Here is a 659-nt window from a genome sequence, read left to right as displayed (position 1 = left end):
GCACCAGGAACGTCTACGTTCCAGGTCTTGCCGTCAGCGTTAACGGTGGTCGTGTAGTCCTTACCATTAACCGTCACGGTCACAGTGTCGCCAGCCTTGACGTCTTTACCCACGGTACCAGTAATGGTCACGTCGGACTCGGACTCAGCCTTGTTGACTACGTCATCTTCAGCGATCACGTTGATCGCTATCTCGGCTTCGGGCAGGTCGGTGTCAACACCGTAACCACGGTCAGCTTCTGCCGACGCTGGGTTACCAGCGGCGTCTTCGGTCTCCACCTTGGCGTGGACATTGCTGTCCTTGGCCAGTTCAGCACCAGGAACGTCCACGTTCCAGGTCTTGCCGTCGGCGTTAACCGTGGTTGTGTAGTCCTTACCATTGACCGTCACGGTCACGGTATCGCCAGCCTTGACGTCTTTACCAACCGTACCGGAGACAGTGACATCTCCTTCCGATTCGGCTTTGTTGATGACGTCATCTTCAGCGATCACGTTGATCGCGATCTCAGCTTCTGGCAGATCGGTGTCTACGCCGTAGCCACGGTCGGCTTCAGCGCTAGCTGGGTTACCAGCCGCATCTTCGGTCTCAACCTTGGCGTGGACATTGCTGTCCTTGGCCAGTTCAGCACCAGGAACGTCCACGTTCCAGGTCTTGCCATC

Annotated in this window: 1 protein-coding gene; it reads right to left on the bottom strand. The window is 56.9% G+C overall.

The features are described from left to right. Positions 1 to 659, bottom strand: a 659-nt coding sequence (locus OSH09_RS18270) for an Ig-like domain-containing protein (protein ID WP_266121791.1), incomplete at both ends; no start/stop codon positions are given.

The organism is Alcaligenes parafaecalis, assembly GCF_026344135.1.
Lineage (GTDB): Bacteria > Pseudomonadota > Gammaproteobacteria > Burkholderiales > Burkholderiaceae_B > Alcaligenes > Alcaligenes parafaecalis.
Note: the sequence above shows the minus strand (reverse complement) of the source record. Positions and strands in the feature narration are given on the sequence as shown.